The 21,593-nt window shown below is 70.7% G+C and carries 19 protein-coding genes; 1 reads left to right on the forward strand and 18 read right to left on the reverse strand.

Annotation, left to right across the window (positions count from 1 at the left end; all coding sequences use genetic code 11):
* Nucleotides 1–27 precede the first annotated feature (27 nt).
* From carB to pyrR, 6 genes are all read right to left on the reverse strand, one after another.
* Nucleotides 28–3,336 (reverse strand): carbamoyl-phosphate synthase large subunit, encoded by a 3,309-nt coding sequence (carB, locus tag QQS16_RS09795; RefSeq protein WP_286061234.1) that lies wholly within the window; start codon nt 3,334–3,336, stop codon nt 28–30.
* Nucleotides 3,329–4,483 (reverse strand): glutamine-hydrolyzing carbamoyl-phosphate synthase small subunit, encoded by a 1,155-nt coding sequence (gene carA / locus QQS16_RS09800; RefSeq protein ID WP_286061235.1) that lies wholly within the window; start codon nt 4,481–4,483, stop codon nt 3,329–3,331. The genes carB and carA overlap by 8 nt, the downstream gene beginning before the upstream one ends.
* Nucleotides 4,480–5,049 carry a PH-like domain-containing protein gene (locus QQS16_RS09805; RefSeq protein WP_286061236.1) on the reverse strand — a complete coding sequence of 190 codons (570 nt, stop codon included), beginning with the start codon at nt 5,047–5,049 and terminating at the stop codon, nt 4,480–4,482. Before QQS16_RS09805 ends, carA begins: the two co-directional genes overlap by 4 nt.
* On the reverse strand, nt 5,046–6,332 hold the full coding sequence (locus QQS16_RS09810; RefSeq protein WP_286061237.1) for a dihydroorotase: 1,287 nt from the start codon (nt 6,330–6,332) through the stop codon (nt 5,046–5,048). Before QQS16_RS09810 ends, QQS16_RS09805 begins: the two co-directional genes overlap by 4 nt.
* A gap of 5 nt (nt 6,333–6,337) precedes the next feature.
* Nucleotides 6,338–7,333, reverse strand: coding sequence for an aspartate carbamoyltransferase catalytic subunit (locus QQS16_RS09815; protein ID WP_286061238.1), 996 nt, complete (start codon nt 7,331–7,333; stop codon nt 6,338–6,340).
* Nucleotides 7,334–7,425: 92 nt separating this feature from the next.
* Nucleotides 7,426–8,013 carry a bifunctional pyr operon transcriptional regulator/uracil phosphoribosyltransferase PyrR gene (gene pyrR, locus QQS16_RS09820; RefSeq protein ID WP_286061239.1) on the reverse strand — a complete coding sequence of 196 codons (588 nt, stop codon included), beginning with the start codon at nt 8,011–8,013 and terminating at the stop codon, nt 7,426–7,428.
* Between the two features lie 252 nt (nt 8,014–8,265).
* On the opposite strand from pyrR, the gene bldD reads away from it, so the two are divergent.
* Nucleotides 8,266–8,769 (forward strand): transcriptional regulator BldD, encoded by a 504-nt coding sequence (bldD, locus tag QQS16_RS09825; RefSeq protein WP_030038549.1) that lies wholly within the window; start codon nt 8,266–8,268, stop codon nt 8,767–8,769.
* A 176-nt stretch (nt 8,770–8,945) separates the two neighbouring features.
* Here the strand turns inward: bldD and nusB are convergent, their stop codons facing one another.
* From nusB to QQS16_RS09885, 12 genes are all read right to left on the reverse strand, one after another.
* Nucleotides 8,946–9,380 (reverse strand): transcription antitermination factor NusB, encoded by a 435-nt coding sequence (gene nusB, locus QQS16_RS09830; protein WP_286061241.1) that lies wholly within the window; start codon nt 9,378–9,380, stop codon nt 8,946–8,948.
* Nucleotides 9,381–9,382: 2 nt separating this feature from the next.
* Nucleotides 9,383–9,949 (reverse strand): elongation factor P, encoded by a 567-nt coding sequence (gene efp, locus QQS16_RS09835; protein WP_151468475.1) that lies wholly within the window; start codon nt 9,947–9,949, stop codon nt 9,383–9,385.
* A 51-nt stretch (nt 9,950–10,000) separates the two neighbouring features.
* On the reverse strand, nt 10,001–11,107 hold the full coding sequence (locus QQS16_RS09840; RefSeq protein ID WP_286061242.1) for an aminopeptidase P family protein: 1,107 nt from the start codon (nt 11,105–11,107) through the stop codon (nt 10,001–10,003).
* Nucleotides 11,108–11,275: 168 nt separating this feature from the next.
* On the reverse strand, nt 11,276–12,139 hold the full coding sequence (locus QQS16_RS09845) for a Pro-rich N-terminal domain-containing protein (protein WP_286061243.1): 864 nt from the start codon (nt 12,137–12,139) through the stop codon (nt 11,276–11,278).
* Nucleotides 12,140–12,333: 194 nt separating this feature from the next.
* Complete coding sequence (aroB, locus tag QQS16_RS09850) at nt 12,334–13,425, reverse strand: 3-dehydroquinate synthase (RefSeq protein WP_286061244.1); 1,092 nt, start codon at nt 13,423–13,425, stop codon at nt 12,334–12,336.
* Entirely contained in the window at nt 13,422–13,940 is a 519-nt protein-coding gene (locus tag QQS16_RS09855) for a shikimate kinase (RefSeq protein WP_286061245.1), read from the reverse strand. The genes aroB and QQS16_RS09855 overlap by 4 nt, the downstream gene beginning before the upstream one ends.
* A complete protein-coding gene (gene aroC / locus QQS16_RS09860) occupies nt 13,937–15,121 on the reverse strand; it encodes a chorismate synthase (RefSeq protein ID WP_286061246.1) in 1,185 nt (394 codons plus the stop codon). Before aroC ends, QQS16_RS09855 begins: the two co-directional genes overlap by 4 nt.
* Before the next feature lie 185 nt (nt 15,122–15,306).
* A complete protein-coding gene (locus QQS16_RS09865; RefSeq protein WP_286061247.1) occupies nt 15,307–16,146 on the reverse strand; it encodes a shikimate dehydrogenase in 840 nt (279 codons plus the stop codon).
* On the reverse strand, nt 16,127–17,908 hold the full coding sequence (mltG, locus tag QQS16_RS09870; RefSeq protein WP_286061248.1) for an endolytic transglycosylase MltG: 1,782 nt from the start codon (nt 17,906–17,908) through the stop codon (nt 16,127–16,129). The genes QQS16_RS09865 and mltG overlap by 20 nt, the downstream gene beginning before the upstream one ends.
* A 120-nt stretch (nt 17,909–18,028) precedes the next feature.
* On the reverse strand, nt 18,029–18,493 hold the full coding sequence (gene ruvX, locus QQS16_RS09875) for a Holliday junction resolvase RuvX (RefSeq protein WP_286066274.1): 465 nt from the start codon (nt 18,491–18,493) through the stop codon (nt 18,029–18,031).
* A gap of 71 nt (nt 18,494–18,564) precedes the next feature.
* Nucleotides 18,565–21,237: an alanine--tRNA ligase gene (gene alaS / locus QQS16_RS09880; RefSeq protein ID WP_286061249.1), complete on the reverse strand. Its 2,673-nt coding sequence runs from the start codon at nt 21,235–21,237 to the stop codon at nt 18,565–18,567.
* Nucleotides 21,237–21,593 carry a hypothetical protein gene (locus QQS16_RS09885; RefSeq protein ID WP_286061250.1) on the reverse strand — a complete coding sequence of 119 codons (357 nt, stop codon included), beginning with the start codon at nt 21,591–21,593 and terminating at the stop codon, nt 21,237–21,239. The genes alaS and QQS16_RS09885 overlap by 1 nt, the downstream gene beginning before the upstream one ends.

The raw sequence follows: 21,593 nt of genomic DNA on the forward strand, positions 1-21,593 counted from the left end.
CCGTTTCCGGTGTCCCCCTCGGGGCTGCTAGTCGCGGGCCGCGGTCAGGTGTTCCGCGTGTTCCTGGAGTGAGCGCACACCCACGTCGCCGTGGGTGAGGGCGTCGATGCCCTGGACGGCCGCGGCGAGCGCCTGGACCGTCGTGAGGCACGGCACGGACCGGGCCACGGCCGCCGTACGGATGTCGTAGCCGTCGAGGCGGCCGCCGGTGCCGTACGGGGTGTTGACGATGAGGTCGACCTCGCCGTCGTGGATGAGCTGGACGATGGTCTTCTCGCCGTTCGGGCCGATGCCCTCGGACTGCTTGCGCACGACCGTGGCGTTGATGCCGTTGCGCCGGAGGACCTCGGCCGTGCCGGAGGTGGCGAGCAGCTCGAAGCCGTGGGCGACGAGTTCGCGCGCCGGGAAGATCATCGAGCGCTTGTCGCGGTTCGCGACCGAGATGAACGCCCGGCCCTTGGTGGGCAGCGGGCCGTAGGCACCCGCCTGCGACTTGGCGTACGCCGTGCCGAAGACGGAGTCGATGCCCATGACCTCGCCGGTGGAGCGCATCTCCGGGCCGAGGATCGTGTCGACGCCCCGCCCGTGGACGTCGCGGAAGCGCGACCACGGCATGACGGCCTCCTTGACGGAGATCGGCGCGTCCAGCGGCAGCTCACCGCCGTCGCCGGTCGCCGGGAGCAGGCCCTCGGCGCGCAGTTCGGCGATGGTCGCGCCCAGGGAGATCCGGGCGGCGGCCTTCGCCAGCGGCACCGCGGTCGCCTTCGAGGTGAAGGGGACCGTGCGGGAGGCCCGCGGGTTGGCTTCCAGGACGTAGAGGATGTCGCCCGCCATCGCGAACTGGATGTTGATCAGGCCGCGGACGCCGACCCCCTTCGCGATGGCCTCCGTCGAGGCCCGCAGGCGCTTGATGTCGAAGCCGCCCAGCGTGATCGGAGGCAGCGCGCACGCCGAGTCGCCGGAGTGGATGCCGGCCTCCTCAATGTGCTCCATGACGCCGCCGAGGTAGAGCTCCTGGCCGTCGTAGAGGGCGTCGACGTCGATCTCGATCGCGTCGTCGAGGAAGCGGTCGACCAGGACCGGCCGCGAGGGGCTGATCTCTGTCGACTCGGCGATGTACGACTCCAGGCGGGTCTCGTCGTACACGATCTCCATGCCGCGTCCGCCGAGGACGTACGAGGGCCGGACGAGGACGGGGTAGCCGATCTCGTCGGCGATGGCCTTGGCGCCGGCGAAGGTGGTGGCGGTGCCGTGCTTGGGCGCCGGGAGGCCGGCCTCCGCGAGGACCTGCCCGAAGGCGCCGCGGTCCTCGGCGGCGTGGATGGCCTCGGGGGGCGTGCCCACGACCGGTACGCCGTTGTCCTTCAGCGCCTGCGCCAGGCCCAGCGGGGTCTGGCCGCCGAGCTGCACGATCACGCCCGCGATCGGACCCGCCTGCGCCTCCGCGTGGACGATCTCCAGCACGTCCTCCAGCGTCAGCGGCTCGAAGTACAGCCGGTCGGAGGTGTCGTAGTCGGTGGAGACGGTCTCCGGGTTGCAGTTGACCATCACGGTCTCGTACCCGGCGTCGGACAGCGCGAAGGAGGCGTGCACGCAGGAGTAGTCGAACTCGATGCCCTGGCCGATGCGGTTGGGTCCGGAGCCCAGGATGATGACGGCCGGCTTCTCGCGCGGGGCGACCTCGCTCTCCTCGTCGTAGGAGGAGTAGAAGTACGGCGTCTTCGCGGCGAACTCGGCGGCGCAGGTGTCGACCGTCTTGTACACCGGGCGCAGGCCCAGCGCGTGCCGCACCTCGCGCACGACGTCCTCGCGCAGGCCCCGGATCTCGCCGATCTGCTGGTCGGAGAAGCCGTGCCGCTTGGCCTCGGCGAGCAGCTCGCGGGTCAGCTCCGGCGCCCCGGCCAGCTCGTCCGCGATCTCCTTGATCAGGAAGAGCTGGTCCACGAACCACGGGTCGATCTTCGTGTAGTCGAAGATCTCCTCCTGGGTCGCTCCGGCGCGGATCGCCTGCATGACGGTGTTGATCCGGCCGTCGGTGGGCCGGACCGCCTCCGTCAGGAGGGTGGCCTTGTCGCCGGGCTCGCCCACGAACGTGAACTGGCTGCCCTTCTTCTCCAGCGAGCGCAGCGCCTTCTGGAAGGCCTCGGTGAAGTTGCGGCCGATCGCCATGGCCTCGCCGACCGACTTCATGGTCGTGGTCAGCGTGGAGTCGGCGGACGGGAACTTCTCGAAGGCGAAGCGCGGAGCCTTGACCACCACGTAGTCGAGCGTCGGCTCGAAGGAGGCGGGGGTCTGCTCGGTGATGTCGTTCGGGATCTCGTCGAGCGTGTAGCCCACGGCGAGCTTCGCGGCGATCTTGGCGATCGGGAAGCCGGTGGCCTTGGAGGCGAGCGCCGAGGAGCGCGACACGCGCGGGTTCATCTCGATGACGATCACCCGGCCGTCCGCGGGGTCCACCGCGAACTGGATGTTGCAGCCGCCGGTGTCGACGCCGACCTCGCGGATGACGGCGATGCCGATGTCCCGCAGGATCTGGTACTCACGGTCGGTGAGCGTCATCGCGGGGGCGACGGTGATCGAGTCGCCGGTGTGCACGCCCATGGGGTCGAAGTTCTCGATGGAGCAGACGACCACGACGTTGTCGTTCTTGTCGCGCATCAGCTCCAGCTCGTACTCCTTCCAGCCGAGGATGGACTCCTCCAGGAGCACCTCGGTGGTCGGCGAGAGGGTCAGGCCCTGGCCGGCGATCCGGCGCAGCTCCTCCTCGTCGTGCGCGAAGCCGGAACCGGCGCCGCCCATGGTGAAGGACGGGCGGACGACGACGGGGTAGCCGCCGAGCTGCTCGACGCCCTTCAGCACGTCGTCCATGGAGTGGCAGATGTAGGAGCGGGCACTCTCGCCGTAGCCGATCTTGCGGTGCACCGCGTCGACGACCAGCTTGAACTGGTCGCGGTCCTCGCCCTTGTGGATCGCCTCGACGTTGGCGCCGATGAGCTCGACGCCGTACTTGTCCAGGACGCCGTTCTCGTGCAGCGAGATCGCCGTGTTGAGGGCCGTCTGGCCGCCCAGGGTGGGCAGCAGCGCGTCCGGCCGCTCCTTCGCGATGATCTTCTCGACGAACTCCGGGGTGATCGGCTCGACGTAGGTGGCGTCGGCGATCTCCGGGTCGGTCATGATCGTCGCCGGGTTGGAGTTGACGAGGACGACCCGCAGACCCTCGGCCTTCAGGACGCGGCACGCCTGGGTGCCGGAGTAGTCGAACTCGGCGGCCTGGCCGATGACGATCGGGCCGGAGCCGATGACCAGGACGGACTGGATATCGGTGCGCTTAGGCACGCTGGCCCTCCATCAGGGATACGAAGCGGTCGAACAGGTAGGCGGCGTCGTGCGGGCCGGCTGCCGCTTCGGGGTGGTACTGGACGCTGAAGGCGGGGCGGTCGAGGAGCTGGAGCCCCTCCACCACATTGTCGTTCAGGCAGACGTGGGAGACCTCCGCACGGCCGTAGGGGGTGTCGGAGACCTGGTCCAGCGGGGCGTCCACGGCGAAGCCGTGGTTGTGCGCGGTGACCTCGACCTTGCCGGTCGAACGATCCTGCACCGGCTGGTTGATGCCGCGGTGGCCGTACTTCAGCTTGTACGTGCCGAAGCCCAGCGCCCGTCCGAGGATCTGGTTGCCGAAGCAGATGCCGAACAGCGGCGTGCCGCGCTCCAGCACCTCCCGCATGAGGGCGACCGGGTGGTCGGCGGCGGCCGGGTCACCGGGCCCGTTGGAGAAGAACACGCCGTCGGGCTGGACGGCGTACACCTCCTCGGCGCTCGCGGTGGCGGGCAGCACGTGCACCTCGATGCCGCGCTGGGCCATCCGGTGCGGGGTCATGCCCTTGATGCCGAGGTCGACGGCGGCGACGGTGAACTTCTTCTCGCCGATCGCCGGGACGACGTACGCCTCCTTGGTGGCGACCTCCGCCGAGAGGTCGGCGCCCTTCATCTCGGGGACCTGGCGGACCTCGGCGAGCAGGGCGTCCTCGTCGCGCAGGGCCTCACCGGAGAAGATGCCGACGCGCATGGCGCCGCGCTCGCGCAGATGGCGGGTCAGGGCGCGGGTGTCGATGCCGGAGATGCCCACGACCCCCTGCTCGCGCAACTCGTCGTCGAGGGTGCGGCGGGAGCGCCAGCTGGACGGCACGCGCGCGGGGTCGCGCACGACGTATCCGGCGACCCAGATGCGCCTGGACTCGGGGTCCTCGTCGTTGATCCCGGTGTTGCCGACGTGCGGGGCGGTCATCACGACGACCTGGCGGTGGTACGACGGGTCGGTGAGGGTCTCCTGGTAGCCGGTCATGCCGGTGGAGAACACGGCCTCGCCGAAGGTCGCCCCCACGGCCCCGTAGGCGCGGCCGCGGAAGATCCGGCCGTCCTCGAGGACGAGTACGGCGGGAGGCGCCTTCCGGTCGGAGGCGAGTCCCTTGGTGGAGGTCGTCATCGTTCGGCGCCTTCCGTGGTGGTTGTCTTGATCATGGAGTTGATGGTGTCGGCCCACTCGTTGTGCTCGGCCGCGTGGTCGGAGCGGAAGCCGGAGTCGATCAGCCGCTCGCCGTGTGCCCAGGTCACCACGAGCAGACCGCCCTCGGTGAGGACCTTGCCGGCGATGCCCTTGTCGAGCCGGGCCTCGCGCAGGGCCTCCCGGGGGACGAAGAAGTCCGACGCCCCGGGACGGACGACGTCGAGTCCGGCGTCCGTGAGGGTGAGCTCGACCCGGCTGCGGGTGCCCAGGCCGTGCGCCACGATGCGGTCGAGCCACTGACCGGCGGTGGTGGAGCCGTGGTAGCGGCCGCTCATCGTCAGTCTCGCCGTGCCCGGCAGGTCCGGTGTGGCCGGCAGCTCGGGCAGGTCGCCCTGGAGCGTGCCGCGCCACTTCCAGCCCTCGCGCATCAGCCAGTAGACGAGCGCCACGAAGAGGGCGAGTCCGACGAGCCAGCCGAGGCGCGCGGCCCAGTCGGTGACCTCAGCCGATTTCCTCTCGGCGGCCAGCAGGATTACAGGTGTCACGTGAGCTTCCCGTCGACGAGCGTGGCCTTGCCCCGGAGCCAGGTGTGCGTCACACGGCCCGGCAGCTCACGCCCCTCGTACGGGGTGTTCCGGCTGCGCGAGGCGAAGCCCGCGGGGTCCACGGACCCACGGTATGCCGTGTCGACGAGCGTGAGGTTGGCGGGCTCACCTGCCGAGACGGGACGGCCGTGGCCCTGCGCCCGTCCGATCCGCGCGGGCGTGAAGGACATCCGCTCGGCGACCTGGGCCCAGTCCAGCAGACCCGTGGCCACCATCGTCTCCTGGACCACCGACAGCGCGGTCTCCAGACCGACCATGCCCATGGCGGCCGCGGCCCACTCGCAGTCCTTGTCCTCGTGCGGGTGCGGGGCGTGGTCGGTGGCCACGATGTCGATCGTGCCGTCGGCGAGCGCCTCGCGCAGGGCGTGCACGTCCCGCTCGGTGCGCAGCGGCGGGTTGACCTTGAACACCGGGTTGTAGGTGCGCACGAGTTCGTCGGTGAGGAGCAGGTGGTGCGGGGTGACCTCGGCGGTGACGTCGATGCCGCGGGACTTGGCCCAGCGGACGATCTCGACGGATCCGGCGGTCGACAGGTGGCAGATGTGGACGCGGGAGCCGACGTGCTCGGCGAGCAGGACGTCCCGGGCGATGACCGACTCCTCGGCCACCGCGGGCCAGCCCCCGAGGCCCAGCTCCGCGGAGACGACGCCCTCGTTCATCTGGGCGCCCTCCGTCAGCCGCGGCTCCTGCGCGTGCTGGGCGACGACCCCGCCGAAGGCCTTCACGTACTCCAGGGCGCGCCGCATGATCACGGCGTCGTCGACGCACTTGCCGTCGTCGGAGAAGACGGTGACCCCGGCGGCGGACTCGTGCATGGCGCCCAGCTCGGCGAGCTTCTTGCCCTCCAGGCCGACGGTGACGGCGCCGATGGGCTGCACGTCGCAGTAGCCGTGCTCCTGGCCGAGCCGGTAGACCTGCTCGACCACGCCGGCGGTGTCGGCGACCGGGAAGGTGTTGGCCATCGCGAACACGGCGGTGTAGCCGCCGGAGGCGGCCGCCCGCGTGCCGGTCAGCACGGTCTCGGAGTCCTCGCGGCCGGGCTCGCGCAGGTGGGTGTGCAGGTCGACCAGGCCCGGCAGCAGCACCTTGCCGCCGGCCTCGACGACCACGGCACCCTCGTCGGACAGGCCGCTGCCCACCTCGGCGATGATCTCGCCGTCGATCAGCACGTCCTGCGGCTCGCCGCCGAGCACCTTCGCACCACGGATCAGGATCTTGCTCATGTGTCCTACTTCTCCTCGGTACGGGTGTGAGAGCCGGCGGGCACGTTCTTGGCGTCGACCACGGCGCCGCCCAGCAGCAGGTACAGGACCGCCATCCGGATGGAGACCCCGTTGGTGACCTGCTCGACGACGGTGCAGCGCTCGGAGTCGGCGACCTCGGCGGTGATCTCCATGCCGCGGACCATCGGCCCGGGGTGCATCACGATGGCGTGCTCGGGCATCCGCGCCATGCGCTGCCCGTCGAGGCCGTACCGCCGCGCGTACTCGCGCTCGGTCGGGAAGAATGCCGCGTTCATGCGCTCCCGCTGGACCCGCAGCATCATCACCGCGTCCGACTTGGAGAGCGTGCTGTCGAGGTCGTACGACACCTCGCAGGGCCAGGCCTCGACGCCGACCGGCACCAGGGTGGGCGGGGCGACCAGGGTGACCTCGGCGCCGAGCGTGTGCAGCAGGTCGACGTTGGAGCGGGCGACCCGGCTGTGCAGGACGTCGCCGACGAGCGTGATGCGCTTGCCGGCGAGGTCCTGGCCGAGCCCGGCGTCCCGGCCGACGAGCCGGCGGCGCATGGTGAACGCGTCGAGCAGCGCCTGGGTGGGGTGCTGGTGGGTGCCGTCACCGGCGTTGATGACGGCGGCGTCGATCCAGCCGGAGTTGGCGAGGCGGTACGGCGCTCCGGAGGCGCCGTGCCGGATCACGACGGCGTCGACGCCCATGGCCTCCAGGGTCTGGGCGGTGTCCTTCAGGGACTCGCCCTTGGACACGCTGGAGCCCTTGGCGGAGAAGTTGATGACGTCCGCGGACAGGCGCTTCTCGGCGGCCTCGAAGGAGATCCGGGTCCGGGTGGAGTCCTCGAAGAAGAGGTTGACGATCGTGCGGCCGCGCAGGGTGGGCAGTTTCTTGATCGGCCGGTCGGCGACCCGGGCCATCTCCTCGGCGGTGTCGAGGATCAGGACGGCGTCGTCGCGGGTGAGATCGGCGGCCGAGATGAGATGACGCTGCATCTGTCAGGCTCCGTAGGGCAGTTCAGTTCGGGAGAATCCGGGCAGGCGAGGGCATGGCCACAGGGCGTACGGGGATGCCGTACGGCGCGTCGCTACTGCTGCCGCTCGCCCGGGGCGGCCGGCTTCAGACCGAGCAGCACGGTGTCGCGACCGTCCTCCTCGGCGAGCTGGACCTTGACCGTCTCCCGCAACGACGTGGGGAGGTTCTTGCCGACGTAGTCGGCGCGGATGGGCAGTTCGCGGTGGCCTCTGTCGACCAGCACCGCGAGCTGCACGGCTCGGGGACGCCCGAGGTCGTTCAGGGCGTCGAGGGCGGCGCGGATGGTGCGGCCGGAGAAGAGCACGTCGTCGACGAGGACGACCAGCTTGCCGTCGAGGCCGTCGCCGGGGATGTCGGTGCGGGCCAGCGCACGCGGCGGGTGCATGCGCAGGTCGTCGCGGTACATGGTGATGTCGAGCGAACCGACGGGGATCTTGCGCTCGGTGATCTGCTCGAGCTTGGCGGCGAGACGCTGGGCGAGGAAGACGCCCCGGGTCGGGATGCCGAGGAGCACCACGTCGTCGGCGCCTTTGGCGCGTTCGACGATCTCGTGCGCGATACGGGTCAACACCCGTGCGATGTCGGGGCCTTCGAGAACGGGCCGCGCGTCGGAGTGCTGTGGATCCTGCTGGGCGTCCATATGAAACGGACCTCCTTCTCCGCCTCACGGGACGGACCTTAAAGGACGTCGGATTTGCGCCATCCACGGTAGCAGGTCACAGGAGACGCCTGATCACCCCTATGGCCCAACCGGTCACGGCTGCCACGGAAGCATCGGTGCGGACCATTCGGCTTGACGCAGCAGAGTAACGCTGCGTAACCTCACAGTGAGTTACCAGCCGCGCGGCATGGAAATCTCCCAGCCGCGTCGACACAGTGTCCGGGGAGCTATATGTCCAGCGAATACGCCAAACAGCTCGGGGCCAAGCTCCGGGCCATCCGCACCCAGCAGGGCCTTTCCCTCCACGGTGTCGAGGAGAAGTCGCAGGGGCGCTGGAAGGCCGTCGTGGTCGGTTCGTACGAGCGCGGCGACCGCGCCGTGACCGTGCAGCGCCTCGCCGAGCTGGCGGATTTCTACGGCGTTCCGGTCCAGGAGCTGCTGCCGGGCACCACCCCGGGCGGCGCCGCCGAGCCGCCGCCGAAGCTGGTCCTGGACCTGGAGCGGCTGGCACACGTGCCGGCCGAGAAGGCGGGCCCGCTACAGCGGTACGCGGCCACGATCCAGTCCCAGCGCGGTGACTACAACGGCAAGGTGCTCTCGATCCGTCAGGACGACCTGCGCACACTCGCCGTCATCTACGACCAGTCGCCCTCCGTTCTCACCGAGCAGCTGATCAGCTGGGGCGTGCTGGACGCGGACGCGCGCCGTGCGGTGGCGTCCCACGAGGAGAGCTGAACCGCTTCCCGCCTCAGCAGAAACGTGCCGCCGGGGTGGCCGGAACTTCACCGTTCCGGCCACCCCGGCGGCTTTCTGCGCCCGTCGGGAGCCCCTGAGGCACCCGAACGCCACAGGGCCCGCAGCATTCGCGCTACGGGCCCTGAACGCGTGTCGTACCGCTCCGCCGGTACCTCTCACGCCTCGTCACGGCGCAGCGAGGGCTTCAGCTCCTTGAAGCGGCCGAGCAGACCGTTGACGAACGAGGGCGACTCGTCCGTGGAGAACTCCTTCGCCAGCTGCACCATCTCGTCCAGCACGACGGCGTCCGGCGTCTCGTCCGCCCAGATCAGCTCGTAGGCGCCGAGCCGCAGGATGCTGCGGTCGACGACCGGCATGCGGTCGAGCGTCCAGCCGACCGAGTACTGCGAGATCAGCTCGTCGATGCGCTTCGCGTGCTGCGCGTAGCCCTCGACCAGCTGCATCGTGTACTCGCTCACCGGCGGCTGCCGGGTGTCGTCCCGGGAGAGCCGGATCCAGTCCGCGAGGACCGTCAGGACGTCCGCGTCGCGCTGGTCGCTCTCGAAGAGGATCTGGAAGGCACGCTTGCGGGCCGTGTTGCGGGCAGCCACGGTTAGCTGTTCACCCGGCCGAGGTAGTCGCTCGTGCGGGTGTCGACCTTGATCTTCTCACCGGTGGTGATGAAGAGCGGCACCTGGATCTGGTGGCCGGTCTCCAGCGTGGCGGGCTTGGTGCCGCCGGTGGAGCGGTCACCCTGCACGCCCGGCTCGGTCTCCTGGACGACCAGCTCGACGGCGGCCGGCAGCTCGACGAAGAGCACCTCGCCCTCGTGCTGCGCCACGGTGGCCGTGAAGCCCTCGATCAGGAAGTTGGCGGCGTCGCCGACGGCCTTGCGGTCGACCATCAGCTGGTCGTAGGTCTCCATGTCCATGAAGACGAAGTACTCGCCGTCCATGTAGGAGAACTGCATGTCGCGCTTGTCGATCGTGGCCGTCTCGACCTTGACGCCGGCGTTGAACGTCTTGTCGACGACCTTGCCGGAAAGCACGTTCTTCAGCTTGGTGCGCACGAAGGCCGGGCCCTTGCCGGGCTTGACGTGCTGGAACTCGACGACGGACCAGAGCTGGCCTCCGTCGAGCTTGAGCACGAGGCCGTTCTTGAGGTCGTTCGTGGAAGCCACGGTTGCGGAATCTCCTGGACTGACGTGGACGACCCCGGCGCACGCACCTGGCTAAAGGGCGAGCAGCTCCTTGGTCGTGATGGTGAGTAGCTCGGGTCCGCCGTCCGCCTCGGGGCGGACGACGAGCGTGTCATCGATCCGGACGCCGCCCCGGCCCGGGAGGTGGACCCCGGGTTCGACGGTGACCGGCACGCAAGCGTCCAGTTTACCCATGGCCGCGGGGCCCAACTGCGGGTCCTCGGCGATTTCGAGCCCGACACCGTGTCCCGTCAGGGCCGGAAGGCTTTCCGCGTACCCCGCGGAGTCCAGCACCTGACGTGCCGCACGGTCCACCTCGCGGTGGGCGACACCGGGGGCCAGGGCCTCCCGGCCGGCGCGCTGAGCGGCGAAGACGAGGTCGTACAGCTCGATCTGCCAGTCGGTGGGGGACGTACCGATGACGAAGGTGCGGCCGATCTCGCAGCGGTAGCCGCGGTAGGTCGCGCCGAGGCAGACGGAGAGGAAGTCGCCCTCCTCGACCCGTCGGTCGGTGGGGCGGTGGCCGCGTCTGCCGGAGTTCGGGCCGGTGGCGACGGAGGTCGCGAAGGCGGGGCCGTCGGCTCCGTGGTCGACGAGGCGGCGCTCCAGTTCGAGGGCGAGGTGGCGTTCGGTGCGGCCGACGAGGATGGATTCGAGCAGCTCGCCCAGTGCCTGGTCGGCGATCTCGGCGCCGATCCGCAGGCAGGAGATCTCCTCCTCGTCCTTGATCACCCTCAGCTGTTCGACCGCTCCGCCCAGGTCGGCCAGGCGCAGCCGCGGCGCGACCGAGCGGATGGCCCGGTGCCGGGCGACGGTGAGGTGGTGCTCCTCGACGGCGAGGGCTTCGCCGGCCCGCGCCGCCGCGAGGCCGGCCGCCGCGACGGCGGGATCGGCGCCGGGTCCGGACAGCCGCTGCACCCGCAGCGTCTCGTCGGGCCGGCCGTGCGCGAGACGGTCGTCCGGCGGGCCGGGACACAACAGCATGTCCTCGGTCCTGCCGAGCAGCAGGACGGCGCCGTGTGGGGCGGTGCCTGCGAGGTAGCGGACGTTGGCAGGGCGGGAGACCAGCGCGGAGGCGCTGCCGCTGGCTTGGCAGCGTTCCCGTAGGCGGGCTCGGCGGGCAGCGTGGACCTCTGACATGACACGAGCCTAGGAGCTTGGCAGGTGGGCCGCCGCTCGGGAGAGGCCGAGTGGGCAGACGCCGATCGGGGGACCCCGCTCCGCTGAGCGGCCGCCCTCCGCCCGCGGCCCGCGGGGCGTTCGCGCCACACCCGGCAGCCGGGCCCCGGGTGGGTCAGTCCCGTCCGTTCACCACTGCGGCGGGCTCGCGATCGACCGTGCCAGTACGTCGTCCAGGAGCTGGGCCGTCCGTGGAACGTCGAGCTGGGAGTTGTCGATGATCGGAAGGCCGGAGCCGTACCAGCCGGCCATGCGGCCGTGGATGCGGGCGACCTCCTCGTCGGCGAGACGGCGGTTGCCGGCCCGTTGGGCGTTGCGCTCCAGGACGATCTCCAGGCCGGGCAGCAGGACCACCGGGAGCAGGCCCGGCCCCACGTGCCGCTTCCAGCCGCCGAGGCCGACGACCGGGCGGTCAGGGAAGACGGCGTCGTCGAGGATGCACGAGATGCCGTTGGCGAGGAAGTTGCGCGCGGCGAAACCGCAGGTGCGGCGGGCCAGGCGGTACTGCGCCTCGGAGTGGTCGTTCCACCCGGACTGGGGGTCGGCGAAGCCGGAGCGGACCCATTCGCGTACGTCGTCGAGGCTGATGTGGGCGGTGGGGACCCGGCGGTGGTCCGCCCAGTACTTGGCGACGCTGGTCTTGCCGGCGCCCGCCGGGCCGATGAGCAGCACCGCGAGCGTGGTGGCGGCCGCGTCGGGCGTGGCTGCGGGCGGCGCGCTGGGCATGCCGACGGGCCCGCCGGGCGGCAGCGGCAGATGGCCGGTGGTGTCCGGAACCGGGGACGCCGGGGCGTGCTGCGGCGTCGGGGGCACGGGAGCCGGGGGCCCGCCGGTGAATCCCGGGGCGGGAGGCGGCGGAGGCACGGGGGCGGGGCCCTGGTGCGCGCCCGGGGGGTGCGGGCCCGGGTGGTGTGCGGCCGGCGACCAGCCGGTGGCCGGTCCGCGCCCCGGCTGGTGGGGCGGTGGCAGCGGAGAACCCACTGCGTGCTGCATCCGGTGCCACTCCGTCTCGTATCAGGCGATGGGCGCTGACAGCGGGGCGGACCCGCTTCCCCCCACAGCCTAGAGGGCGTGGGTGAGGCTCCGTTCGAACGGTACCGCCCCCGCCGTCATGAGGTGAAACGGCCGGGGGCGGTCCGAAGTGCCCGGTGGCGTACCGCGCATCGGGCGAGGGAGTAAGGCGGGGCCTACTGGCCCACCTCGCCGTACGCGGCGAGGAGGACGGCCGGGTCGGGTCCCTCCAGGACGGTGGGCTTGGCCAGGCCGTCCAGGACGATGAAGCGCAGCAGGTCGCCTCGGGACTTCTTGTCGACCTTCATGGTCTCCAGCAGCTTGGGCCACTGGTCGTAGCGGTAGTGCAGGGGCAGGCCCACCGACTCCAGCACCGTGCGGTGCCGGTCGGCCGTGGTGTCGTCCAGCCGGCCCGCGAGACGTCCCAGTTCGGCGGCGAAGTGCATGCCGACGGAGACGGCGGCGCCGTGCCGCCACTGGTAGCGCTCGTTCTTCTCGATGGCGTGGGCGAGGGTGTGGCCGTAGTTGAGGATCTCCCTCAGGCCCGACTCCTTGAGATCGGAGGAGACGACCTCGGCCTTGACCCGGATGGAGCGCTCGATGAGTTCGGCGGTGTGCGGGCCGGCCGGGGTGCGGGCGGCCTCCGGGTCGGCCTCGATGAGTTCCAGGATCGTCGGGTCGGCGATGAAGCCGGCCTTGATGATCTCGGCGAGCCCGGAGACGTAGTCGTTGACCGGGAGGGAGTCCAGCGCGGCCAGGTCGCACAGCACACCGGCCGGCGGGTGGAAGGAACCGACGAGGTTCTTGCCCTCGGCGGTGTTGATGCCGGTCTTGCCGCCGACGGCCGCGTCCACCATGGCCAGCACGGTGGTCGGGACGGCGATCCAGCGCACGCCGCGCAGCCAGGTCGCGGCCACGAAACCGGCGAGGTCCGTGGTCGCGCCGCCGCCGACGCCGATGACGACGTCGCTGCGGGTGAAGCCGGACTGGCCGAGCGCCTTCCAGCAGTAGGCGGCGACCTCGGCGGTCTTGGCCTCCTCCGCGTTCGGCACCTGGATGGCGACGGCCTCGTAGCCCTGCCCGGCCAGGTCGGCGCGGAGCGCGTCACCGGTCTCGGCGAGTGCCTCCGGGTGGACGATCGCGACCCGCTTGACCCTGTCACCGATCAACCCGGGCAGTTCACCCAGCAGTTGACGGCCGACCAGGACCTCGTACGGCTCGCTTCCCGCGGTCCCGCCGACCTGGATGCGGGTGACTGCCTCGCTCATGCGTTCTTCAACTCCAGTGCGTCCAGGGCGGCTTGTGTGACCTCTTCGGGCGTACGGCCGTCGGTCGGTACGACGGCCGTGGCAAGCCCCTCGTACAGGTGACGGCGGGCCTGCATCAGTTCGCGCCACTGCTTGCGCGGGTTGACCGCCAGCAGCGGCCGGGCCGCGTTGAGGCCGGTGCGCTTGACCGCCTCCTCGACGTCCATCGAGAGGTAGACGACGCGCCGGCCCGCGAGCGACGCGCGCGTGTCCGCGTCCAGGATCGCGCCGCCGCCCAGGGCGAGGACACCGTCGTGCTCGGCGAGCGCCCGGAGGACGGCCTGCTTCTCGATCGCGCGGAAGGCCGGTTCGCCCTCGTCGACGAAGATCTCGGCGATCGTCCGGCCCTGCTCGGCCACGATGTCCTCGTCGGAGTCCCGGTAGCCCACGCCGAGCCGCTCGGCGAGGAGCCGTCCGACGGTGGACTTGCCGACCCCCATCGGACCGACCAGGACGACCAGGGGCACCGCGTTCATCGGATCGCCAGGTTCTCGAGGTACGAGCGCACGTTGCGGCGGGTCTCGGGCACGCTGTCGCCGCCGAACTTCTCCGCCACCGCGTCCGCCAGCACCAGCGCCACCATCGCCTCGGCGACGATGCCGGCCGCCGGGACCGCGCAGACGTCCGAGCGCTGGTGGTGCGCGGCCGTCGCCTCACCGGTGACGACGTCCACGGTCTTCAGGGCCCGCGGCACGGTCGCGATCGGCTTCATCGCGGCGCGCACCCGCAGCAGCTCACCGGTGGTCAGACCGCCCTCGGTACCGCCGGAGCGGCCCGAGGTGCGCCTGATGCCCTCGTCGGTGGCGACGATCTCGTCGTGCGCCTGCGAGCCGGGCACCCGCGCCAGGCCGAAGCCGTCGCCCAGTTCCACGCCCTTGATCGCCTGGATGCCCATCAGGGCGGCGGCCAGCCGCGCGTCCAGCTTGCGGTCCCAGTGGACGTGCGAGCCGAGGCCGACGGGCACGCCGTAGGCCAGCACCTCGACCACACCGCCCAGGGTGTCGCCGTCCTTGTGGGCCTGGTCGATCTCCGCGACCATCGCCTTCGACGCGTCCGCGTCCAGGCACCGCACCGGGTCGGCGTCCAGCTTCTCGACGTCGGAGGGCTTGGGGTAGACGCCGTAGGGCGCCTTCGCCGCGGCCAGCTCGACGACGTGCGAGACGATCTCGATGCCCGCTGTCTCCTTCAGGTACGACCGGGCCACCGCGCCCAGCGCCACCCGGGCCGCCGTCTCCCGGGCGGAGGCGCGCTCCAGGATCGGCCGGGCCTCGTCGAAACCGTACTTCTGCATCCCGGCGAGGTCGGCGTGACCGGGGCGCGGCCGGGTCAGCGGGGCGTTGCGCGCCAGGCCCGCCAGGATCTCCGGGTCGACCGGGTCGGCCGCCATCACCTGTTCCCACTTCGGCCACTCGGTGTTGCCCACCATGACCGCGACCGGGGAACCCAGCGTCAGCCCGTGCCGGACACCGCCGAGGAAGGTGACCTCGTCCTGCTCGAACTTCATCCGCGCACCGCGCCCGTACCCGAGCCGGCGCCGGGCCAGATGGCCGGCCACCATCTCCGTGGTGATCGGCACGCCGGCGGGAAGGCCCTCCAGCGTCGCCACGAGTGCGGGACCGTGGGACTCCCCCGCGGTCAGCCAGCGCAACCTGCTCAACGGTGCTCCTCAGTGCTCGCGCCTGGTACTGCCGTCCGTACACGCGTCCTCGCGTACGGCAACGGCGCGACCGGGTGCGCGGCCCCGGCCCGCCACTCCGATCCTCCCACGTCCGGGCCCCGGCATCGGCGGCCGGTCCACAGGACGGACGGGTCCCTCGCGTTCCCGGCCGGAACCGGGTCGCGCTAGCGGGCCGCGAGCGCGTGCTCGCCGGCCTTGCGCATCACGGCCAGCGGGGCGGGCGTGCGCCCGGTCATCAGCTCCACCTGGAGGACGGCCTGGTGCACCAGCAGGTCGAGCCCGCTGACCACCGCTCCGCCGTACGCCGACCAGCGGGCGGCGAGCGTGGTCGGCCAGGGGTGGTAGAGCACGTCGAAGAGGGTGGCCGGCCGTTCCGGCAGGGCGGAGGACAACGCGTCGGTCGCGCCGGCCGGGGTGGTGGCGACGACGAGCGGGGCGCGCAGGGCTTCGGCGGCGTCCGCCCAGTCCGCCGTTCGCACCTCGACGCCGAGCCGCTCCCCCCACTGCCGCATCTCGGCGGCGCGGGCCTCGCTACGGACGTAGGCGACGACCTCGCCGGTGCAGATACGGGCCAGCGCCGCGAGCGCGGAGGAGGCGGTGGCGCCGGCGCCGAGGATCGCCGCCGAGTCCACCTGTTCGATGCCGTGTTCCCTGAGGGCCGCGACCATGCCGGGGATGTCGGTGTTGTCACCGGCGCGGCGGCCGTCCTCGGCGCACACGACCGTGTTGACCGTGCCGACCGAGGCGGCTGTCTCGCTGATCTCGTCGAGCAGCGGGATGACGGCCCGCTTCAGCGGCATGGTCACCGACAGCCCGGCCCACTCGGGCCCGAGCTCGGCGAAGAACCCGGCCAGGGCCGCCTCGTCGAGCTCGATCCGGTCGTACGACCAGCCGGTGAGACCCAGTTCGGCGTAGGCGGCGCGGTGCAGCACCGGGGAGAGGGAGTGCGCGATGGGCTTGCCGAGCACGGCGGCCCGGCGGGCGTCAGTTGCCCGTGCTGGCATCGAACCGGTCCTTGAGCTTGAGGAACGCGTCGTGCGTCTTGGCGAACTCGGTCTTGCTCACGCCGTCGACCGCCACGAAGTAGTACCAGCCGTCGTCCGTCGGGTTCAGTGTCGCCTTGATCGCACCGTCGCCCGGGTTCCCGATCGGGCCGGGCGGCAGACCCTTCTGCGTGTACGTGTTGTACGGGTCCTGGTTGCTGTTGATCTCCGACTCACTGATGTTGATGTTGCTCTCGTTCTTCAGGTAGTTGAAGGTCGAGTCGAACTGCAACAGTCCATAGGTCTCGGGGTTCGCGAGATCGAGGCGGTTGTAGACGACCTCCGCCATCCTGCGGTAGTCGTCGTCGGTCTTGCCCTCCGCCTGGACGAGACTCGCGACCGTGATGACCTGCAACGGGTTGTCCAGCTTGAGCGCCTTGGCCTTGGCCTCCAGGTCATAGGCGTCGTACTTCTCGACGGCCCGGGTCACCATCTCCTTCAGGACCGTCTCGGGCTTCATGCCCTTGGCCGCGGGATAGGTGCCCGGGTAGAGGAATCCTTCCAGCGGATCCTTGATGTCGTCGTTGTCGTTCGCCCAGTCCGGCAGGCCGAGGCTCTCGAACTTCTTCTCGGCGGCCTTCCTGGTGCTGCCGGACGACAGGTCGAGCTGCTTGTCGATCGCCGAGTACACACTCACGTTGCGTTCGCCCGGCTTGACCAGCACGCTGTTCTGGCTCGTCGGGTCGAGCATCATCGCGACGGCGCTCTTGGCGGACATCTCCTTCTTCAGGAGGTAGGCGCCGGCCTGGATCTTGTCACCGTCGGGGTTCTGCTGCTGCGCGGAGACGAAGGCGTCGACGCTCTTGACGACCCCGGCGTCCTTCAGCTTCTGGCCGATCGTCGACCCGAAGGCGCCCTTGGGGATGACGACGGACACCGTCTGGCCCGTACCCTCGCCCGCGTAGTCCGGTGCCGATCCGAAGCGGTTCTGATAGAACTGGTAGCCGAAATACCCGACTCCGCCCAGTCCGCCGCCGAACACCAGCAGGACCACCAGGCAGGCGCACCCGTTGCGGCGTTTCTTCTCCTTGCCGCCCCGGCCGCGCCGGTCGCCGCGTCCGCCGGGCTCGTCGCTGTCGCCATCGGCCTCGGCGTCGTCGTCACCGCCCGCGAAGAAGGCGTGTTCGCCCTGGTCGGGGCCGGGATCCCAGTCGGGCCGCGGCTCGGGTTCGGCGCGTCGGCGGGCGGGCGGCTCCGGGGGCGGGTAGGCGTCCGGGGTGCCGTAGAAGTCGGGCTGTTCACCGCCGTACGACGGGTCCTGCTGCCCGTACGGGTCCGACGGGTCGGGGTACGACGCGTTCGCGGGCGGGCTCGCGGCCCAGCCGTTGTTGTCGTACTGCTGCTGGGGCTGCTGCGGCTGTTCTTGGTGCTGGGGCTGTTCGTGCTGCTGGGCCGCGTAGTTCTGCTGCCCGTACTGCTGGTCGTACTGCTGCTGATCGTATGGGTGCTGGGCGTACTGCTGCTGGTCGTAGTGCTGCTGCTGGTGGGGCTGCTCGTGCTGCTGCGCCTGACCGTACGCGGCCTGCCGGCCGTCGCCCCAGCCTCCATCGTCGTACTGCGGCTGCTGCGGCTGCTGCGGCTGCTCCGGATAGTGCTGCGGCTGACCGCCGTAGGGGGACTGCTGACCCTCCTCGGCCTGCTGTCCGCCCCATCCGCCGTCCCCGTACAACGGGTCCTCCGGATGCCACGGTTCGGAGCCTTGGCCCCGGCCATACTCAGTCATCGATCCCCTAGAGCCGCGAGGCGGCGGGCGCCTGATCACGGCCCGGCTCCCGTCCCGCCTCTCTTTGTGCGGTGGCTGTTCGAATGCCGCCGCATCGCGCGGAACGTTACCGTATCGCGATCAGATGACCACTTCGACGCCCTCGCCGGGTGCTTTACCTGACACCCGTTCGGATTCCAACGCCTGCTGAAGGATGATCACGGCCGCTGCCTGGTCGATGACCGATCTGCCCTTCTTCGACTTCACTCCCGAGGCGCGCAGTCCCTGACTGGCGGTCACGGTCGTCATCCGCTCGTCGACGAGTCGCACCCCCACCGGGGCGATACCCTTCGCCAGCTCCTGGGCGAAGCCGCGGACCTTGACCGCGGCCGGCCCCTCGCCCCCCTTGAGAGAGCGAGGCAGACCGACGACGACCTCGATCGGCTCGTACTCCTCGACCAGTTGCCTCAGCCTGCGGTGAGCCGCCGGGACGTCCCGCCCGGGGACCGTCTCCACCGGCGTGGCGAGGATCCCGTCGGGGTCGCACGAGGCGACCCCGATCCGGGCGTCCCCGACGTCGATCGCGAGGCGACGGCCGCGGCGCATCACCGGGCCGTCCCCGGGCGTCCGACCGTCGTCACGCGCCCGGCCGTCCCCGCGGGTCTGTCCGTCCGCGCTCACTTGGCCGTTTCCGCCACGAGCCGCTCGACGGCGTCGACGGCCTCGCCGACGGCGGCCGGGTTCTGGCCGCCGCCCTGGGCGACGTCCGGCTTGCCGCCACCGCCGCCGCCGAGGGTCTTGGCGGCGGCGCGGACCAGGTCGCCGGCCTTGAGACCACGCTCCCGGGCGGCCTCGTTGGTGGCGATGACCGTCAGCGGCTTGCCGTTGTTGACGGTGAACAGGGCGACCACGGCGGCCCGTCCGCCCTGAATCCGGCCGCGCACGTCCAGGACCAGCTTGCGCAGGTCGTCGGCGTTCGTGCCGTCCGGGACCTGGCCGGTGACGACGGCGACCCCGCGGACGTCCTTGGCGGACCCTGCGAGTCCGGCGGCGGCCTGGAGCACCTTCTCGGCGCGGAACTTCTCGATCTCCTTCTCGGCGTCCTTCAGCTTGCCGAGCATGGCGGAGACCTTCTCCGGGAGCTCCTCCGGACGGCCCTTGATCAGCTCCTGGAGCTGGGCGACGACCGTGTGCTCCCGGGCCAGGAAGTTGTAGGCGTCGACCCCGACCAGGGCCTCGATCCGGCGGACACCGGAGCCGATGGACGACTCGCCGAGCAGCTTCACCAGACCCAGCTGGGCCGTGTTGTGCACGTGCGTGCCGCCGCACAGCTCCTTGGAGAAGTCGCCGATGGTGACCACCCGGACACGCTCGCCGTACTTCTCGCCGAACTCGGCGATGGCACCCTGCTTCTTGGCCTCGTCGATGGACATGACGTCGGCGCGGACGTCCAGGTCGCGGGCGAGCACCTCGTTGATCTTCTGCTCGACGTCGGTCATCACGGCCGTCGGAACGGCGGACGGCGACCCGAAGTCGAAGCGGAAGCGGCCGGGCTGGTTCTCGGAACCGGCCTGGGCGGCCGTCGGGCCGAGGGCGTCCCGCAGGGCCTGGTGGGTGAGGTGCGTGGCCGAGTGGGCGCGGGCGATGGCCGTGCGGCGGCGTACGTCGATGACGGCCTCGGCCTTGGCGCCGACGGTCATCTCGCCGACCTGGACGACGCCCTTGTGGACGTACACGCCCGGCACCGGCTTCTGGCAGTCGCGGACCTCGATGACGGCTCCGGAGTCGACCTTGATGCGGCCGGTGTCACCGATCTGGCCGCCGCCCTCGGCGTAGAACGGCGTCCGGTCGAGGACGATCTCGACCTCGTCGCCCTCGGTGGCGGCGGGCGACGACAGACCGTCGACCAGGATGCCGACGATCGTCGACTCGCCGTCGGTGTCCGTGTAGCCGATGAACTCGGTCTCACCGGCCCGGTCGGCGATCTCGCGGTAGGCGCCGAGGTCGGCGTGGCCGGTCTTCTTGGACCGGGCGTCGGCCTTGGCGCGCTCCCGCTGCTCCTTCATCAGGCGGCGGAAGCCGTCCTGGTCCACGGCCAGGCCCTGTTCGGCGGCCATCTCCAGGGTGAGGTCGATCGGGAAGCCCCAGGTGTCGTGGAGCAGGAAGGCCTTCTCGCCGGACAGGACGCCGCCGCCGGCCTGCTTGGTCTCGGTGACGGCGGTGTCGAGGATGTTGGTGCCGGCCTTCAGCGTCTTGAGGAAGGCGTTCTCCTCGGCGACGGCGACCTTCTCGATCCGCTCGCGGTCCGTGACCAGCTCGGGGTACTGCCGGCCCATCATCTCGATGACGGTGTCGATCAGTTCCTTGACGACCGGGCCGGTGGCGCCGAGCAGGCGCATGTTGCGGATGGCGCGGCGCATGATGCGGCGCAGGACGTAACCGCGGCCCTCGTTGCCGGGGCTCACGCCGTCGCCGATGAGCATCACCGACGTGCGCATGTGGTCGGTGACCACGCGCAGGGACACGTCCGAGGCGTGGGCCTCGCCGTACTCGACGCCGGTCAGCTCGGTGGCCTTCCGGATGACGGCCATGGAGGTGTCGATCTCGTACATGTTCTGCACGCCCTGCAGAATCATGGCGAGCCGCTCCATGCCGAGGCCCGTGTCGATGTTCTTGCTCGGCAGGTCGCCGAGGATCTCGAAGTCCTCCTTCGAGGTGCCCTCGCCGCGCTCGTACTGCATGAAGACCAGGTTCCAGATCTCCACGTACCGCTCGTCGTTGACGGCGGGGCCGCCCTCGGCGCCGAACTCGGGGCCGCGGTCGTAGTTGATCTCGGAGCACGGGCCGCAGGGACCGGGCACGCCCATGGACCAGTAGTTGTCCTTCTTGCCGAGGCGCTGGATGCGCTCGGCGGGGACGCCCACGACGTCGCGCCAGATGCGCTCGGCCTCGTCGTCCTCCAGGTAGACGGTGATCCACAGACGCTCGGGCTCGAGACCGTAACCGCCCTTGTCCTGGGGCGTGGTGAGCAGCTCCCAGGCGTACTTGATGGCGCCTTCCTTGAAGTAGTCGCCGAAGGAGAAGTTGCCGCACATCTGGAAGAACGTGCCGTGGCGGGTGGTCTTGCCGACCTCTTCGATGTCGGGCGTGCGCACGCACTTCTGCACGCTGGTGGCGCGCGCGAAGGGCGGCTTGACCTCGCCGAGGAAGTACGGCTTGAAGGGCACCATGCCGGCCGGGACGAGCAGCAGAGTCGGGTCGTCCGCGATGAGCGACGCCGAAGGCACGACGGTGTGACCGCGCTCCTCGAAGAAGCTCAACCAGCGGCGGCGGATTTCAGCCGACTCCATCAGAGGTCCTCATTCCGGTTGTGCGAGTACGTCGTCCTGTCGTTGTCGACGGACTTCGGGTTGGTGCGGTTCTCGATGGCGGTGTACCGCCGGGGCGCGGGGAGTTCGGGGTCGACGGAGGCGTTCAGCCCGAGCGCGTCGCCCAGTTCCTCCTCCCGCTGCGCCATGTTGTCCCGGACGTCGAGCGCGAAGCCCACCGCGCGGTCCTTGAGCCGGTGACCGGCGTCGATCGCCTTGTTCGCCGCGCTCACGGCCAGGTTCTCGGGCGTCAGCTGCTTCAGCTTGCGGTTGACCTTGGTGGTGGCCCACACACCGGCGGCGACGCCCGAGGTGAACCAGAAGGTACGGCGGAACAT

Source organism: Streptomyces sp. ALI-76-A (assembly GCF_030287445.1).
Taxonomy (GTDB): domain Bacteria; phylum Actinomycetota; class Actinomycetes; order Streptomycetales; family Streptomycetaceae; genus Streptomyces.

What these genes read in the sequence shown, in the direction of transcription:
- carA (WP_286061235.1), bottom strand. Translation starts at nt 4,483, where the DNA reads ATGACGACCTCCACCAAGGGACTCGCCTCCGACCGGAAGGCGCCTCCC.
- QQS16_RS09810 (WP_286061237.1), bottom strand. Translation starts at nt 6,332, where the DNA reads ATGAGCAAGATCCTGATCCGTGGTGCGAAGGTGCTCGGCGGCGAGCCG.
- QQS16_RS09815 (WP_286061238.1), bottom strand. Translation starts at nt 7,333, where the DNA reads ATGCAGCGTCATCTCATCTCGGCCGCCGATCTCACCCGCGACGACGCC.
- pyrR (WP_286061239.1), bottom strand. Translation starts at nt 8,013, where the DNA reads ATGGACGCCCAGCAGGATCCACAGCACTCCGACGCGCGGCCCGTTCTC.
- bldD (WP_030038549.1), top strand. Translation starts at nt 8,266, where the DNA reads ATGTCCAGCGAATACGCCAAACAGCTCGGGGCCAAGCTCCGGGCCATC.
- QQS16_RS09840 (WP_286061242.1), bottom strand. Translation starts at nt 11,107, where the DNA reads ATGTCAGAGGTCCACGCTGCCCGCCGAGCCCGCCTACGGGAACGCTGC.
- QQS16_RS09845 (WP_286061243.1), bottom strand. Translation starts at nt 12,139, where the DNA reads ATGCAGCACGCAGTGGGTTCTCCGCTGCCACCGCCCCACCAGCCGGGG.
- aroB (WP_286061244.1), bottom strand. Translation starts at nt 13,425, where the DNA reads ATGAGCGAGGCAGTCACCCGCATCCAGGTCGGCGGGACCGCGGGAAGC.
- QQS16_RS09855 (WP_286061245.1), bottom strand. Translation starts at nt 13,940, where the DNA reads ATGAACGCGGTGCCCCTGGTCGTCCTGGTCGGTCCGATGGGGGTCGGC.
- QQS16_RS09865 (WP_286061247.1), bottom strand. Translation starts at nt 16,146, where the DNA reads ATGCCAGCACGGGCAACTGACGCCCGCCGGGCCGCCGTGCTCGGCAAG.
- mltG (WP_286061248.1), bottom strand. Translation starts at nt 17,908, where the DNA reads ATGACTGAGTATGGCCGGGGCCAAGGCTCCGAACCGTGGCATCCGGAG.
- ruvX (WP_286066274.1), bottom strand. Translation starts at nt 18,493, where the DNA reads ATGCGCCGCGGCCGTCGCCTCGCGATCGACGTCGGGGACGCCCGGATC.
- alaS (WP_286061249.1), bottom strand. Translation starts at nt 21,237, where the DNA reads ATGGAGTCGGCTGAAATCCGCCGCCGCTGGTTGAGCTTCTTCGAGGAG.
- QQS16_RS09885 (WP_286061250.1), bottom strand. Translation starts at nt 21,593, where the DNA reads ATGTTCCGCCGTACCTTCTGGTTCACCTCGGGCGTCGCCGCCGGTGTG.